The 3,335-nt window shown below is 59.0% G+C and carries 3 protein-coding genes; all 3 read right to left on the reverse strand.

Going from position 1 to position 3,335, the window contains the following annotated elements; genetic code table 11:
- Positions 1–322: 322 nt before the first annotated feature.
- Positions 323–1,045: an MIP/aquaporin family protein gene (locus tag BF12_RS0117820; protein ID WP_024953438.1), complete on the reverse strand. Its 723-nt coding sequence runs from the start codon at positions 1,043–1,045 to the stop codon at positions 323–325.
- 196 nt (positions 1,046–1,241) lie between these two features.
- Positions 1,242–1,964 (reverse strand): MIP/aquaporin family protein, encoded by a 723-nt coding sequence (locus BF12_RS0117825; protein ID WP_024953439.1) that lies wholly within the window; start codon positions 1,962–1,964, stop codon positions 1,242–1,244.
- A 2-nt stretch (positions 1,965–1,966) separates the two neighbouring features.
- Positions 1,967–3,335: glycerol kinase GlpK (glpK, locus tag BF12_RS0117830; protein WP_024953440.1), on the reverse strand; the 1,369-nt coding region annotated here is incomplete at its 5' end.

Genomic DNA, 3,335 nt, shown 5'->3' on the forward strand with positions numbered 1-3,335 from the left:
ACCAACTGAGCTATGGTCCTATATCAGCGTGCCAAACAAGGTAGCACTGTGTTGCAAAACGTTTTGCCTTGTCAGCGGAGACGTATTCTACTTATCTTCCGTTTTGATGCAACCCCCTGATGATAAAAAAAATTTCTCGCCTGAGCAGCATCGCGATACTTGCCGTATGCGCCTTCTTTCAGACGTCTCACCGGGGCCACCGATCCTCCCCCGAGAACGCGCGAGGCGGTGCCAGTCCATGCCGGCACCGCCTCACTTCATCACGTCTTCACTTCTTCACGCCCTCAGCGCCGCGCAAGCGACATCACAAAGCAACGGGGCGTCAAAACAATACCCATCGCAGTCCCGCGGCCACAGCCGCCCCCAACAAGGGGCCGGCGATCGGCACCCAGGCATACCCCCAGCCGGAACTGCCCTTGCCGGGAATCGGCAGAAGCCAATGCGCGAAACGTGGCGCAAGATCGCGCGCCGGATTCATCGCATTGCCGGTCGGGCCACCCAGTGACAGACCGATGGCCCACACCAGTGCCCCGATGAGATACGGCAATACCCGATCAGTGATCAGCTCGCTGTTGACCATGCTGCCGATAGCGAAGACGAGCACCACCGTCGCGATCGCCTCACTGACGACATTCGCCAATCGGGAATCGACTGCCGGATCGGTACAGAAGACCGCGCGCTTGCGCAGCGGGTCACGGGTCACCTTCCAGTGGGGATAATACGCCGCCCACACCAGCACGGCCCCGGTGAAGCATCCCAGCATCTCCGCCAGCATCATCCTGGCTACCTTGAGCTCGCTTGCATGCACGCCCAGCAGATACTTGGCCAGGGTGACCGCTGGATTGAGATCTCCGTAGGGAGAGCCTGTCGAGGTCGATACCAGCACCCCGACCATCACCGCAAAGCCCCAGCCGGCATTGATCATCAACCAGCTGGAACCGGCTCCCTTGGTCTTGCGCAGCATCGCATTGGCGACAACTCCGCCGCCCTGCAGGATCATGAGCGTGGTACCCAGAAATTCGCCCGTCATGACGTCAGTCCACATGCCAGATGACCTCCGTCACTTGTCCCCATCCACCACCCACTGTGTCTTCCAGCCCCGAGAAAGGTCGCGGCATCGCTCCCCCAGACAGGAATGTCAGCACACGGGTATAAAGACTTCGCCCCGTCGAGTGACGGCGAAGGAGGCGTTACATTGCCACAGCTGACGAGGTGGCTCCAGCCACTTGCGACAGAAGGGGTTACAGCAACAGATGCCACATGGCAGCAGCGATCAACGCGCCCATCAAAGGACCGACTATCGGCACCCAGGCATATCCCCAGCCAGAACTTCCCTTACCATGAATAGGCAGTAATGAGTGGGCAATTCGCGGCCCAAGATCACGTGCCGGATTGATGGCGTAGCCCGTCGTGCCGCCCAGCGAGAGCCCAATCGCCCACACCAGCATGCCGACAAGATACGGCAGCAGTCCGGGGCTGATGGTGCCAGCCCCCGCGATCGCACCAATACCAAAGATCAGCACCACAGTGCCAATCACTTCACTGAGCATGTTGCCCAATCGGCACTCTATCGCCGGATCAGTGCAGAATACTGCCCGCTTGAGCCCTACATCACCCGTACGCTTCCAGTGTGGCAGATAGGCTAGCCACACCAGTACAGCACCGGTAAAGCAGCCCAGCATCTGAGCGACCACTAGCCGTGCCACTTCGAGCAGGTCGGCATGCACTCCCAGCAAATACTTGGCCAGCGTCACTGCCGGGTTGATATCAGCCTGAGGCGACCCCGTGGAGATGGCCACGAAGACACCGATCATCACGGCAAAGCCCCAGCCGGTCGTGATCACGATCCAGCCGGAGCCGTTACCCTTGGTGTCCGTCAATAACACGTTGGCGACCACACCGCCGCCGAACAGAATGAGAAACAGACAGCCGAGAAACTCGCCTGTCATGACTTCAGTCCACATGATCAGTGAGCTCCGTCGCTTTTCACCCTCTCTACCGCTTCCAGCCAACCGGCATACAGACGCTCGCGCTGCTCCTCATCCATCTGTGGTGAGAAGGTACGCTCGCAGTGCCACAGCTCGCTGATCTGCTCCAGGCTTTCGTACCAGCCAATGTGTAGGCCAGCCAGATAAGCCACACCCAGCGCGGTTGTCTCAAGGACACGCGGGCGGTCCACCTTGACACCCAACATGTCGGACAAGAACTGCATCACCCAGTTATTGCTGACCATGCCACCATCGACACGCAAATTCGCGCAATTGATAGTGACATCACGCAGCATGCACTCCTGCAGGTCACGCGTCTGATAACAGACCGACTGGAGACCAGCCGCCACGATATCGGTAATACCGGTACCACGAGTCAGGCCGAGAATCGCGCCACGTGCCTGCGGGTCCCAGTGCGGCGCTCCCAGTCCGGTAAAGGCCGGCACCATGTAAACGCCATGTTCGGCCTTGGCGGCACGCGCTAGCGGCTCAGTCTCAGAGGCATCGGAGAATAGCTTCAGGCCATCACGCAGCCACTGAACCGTCGCACCGGCCACGAAGATGCTGCCTTCCATGGCAAAGGTTGGCTTGCCATTCAGGCGATAGCCAACGGTGGTGAGCAGGCGGTTCTTGGAGAGCTCCATGTTCTCACCGGTATTCATGATCATGAAACAGCCGGTGCCATAGGTACTTTTGCTCATGCCAGGCGTGAAGCAAGCCTGGCCTACCAACGCCGCCTGCTGATCACCCGCGACACCGCGAATCGGCATGGCAGCACCGAACAGCTGAGGATCCGTCGTACCGAAATCATCACTGGAGTCGAGCACGCTCGGCAGCATGTTTTCAGGAATTCCGAACAGTTCCAGCAACTCTGTGTCCCAGCATTGCTCAACAATGTTGAACAGGCAGGTACGCGAGGCATTGGTGGCATCGGTGACGTGACGCTCACCGCTGGTCAGCTTCCAGATCAGATAGCTATCGACGGTACCGAAGGCTAGTTCGCTCTTCTCGGCGCGCGCGCGGGCACCTTCAACATTCTCGAGAAGCCAGCGTAGCTTGGTCGCGGAGAAGTACGGATCAATCAGTAGACCGGTCTTGCGCTGAATCATGTCGCCGTAACCGGCTTCCGTCAGTTCACGGCAATACTCATGTGTGCGGCGATCCTGCCAGACAATGGCATTGTGAATCGGCACACCCGTCTTGCGATCCCAGACGATGGTGGTCTCACGCTGGTTGGTGATACCGATCGCAGCCACCTGCTCGGCGCCGATATTGGTGTTGATCAATGCCTGACGGACGGTGCGCTTCACCGAGCCCCAGATATCATCAACATTGTGCTCGACCCAG

Origin of the sequence: Cobetia crustatorum (assembly GCF_000591415.1) — a bacterium.
GTDB lineage: Bacteria > Pseudomonadota > Gammaproteobacteria > Pseudomonadales > Halomonadaceae > Cobetia > Cobetia crustatorum.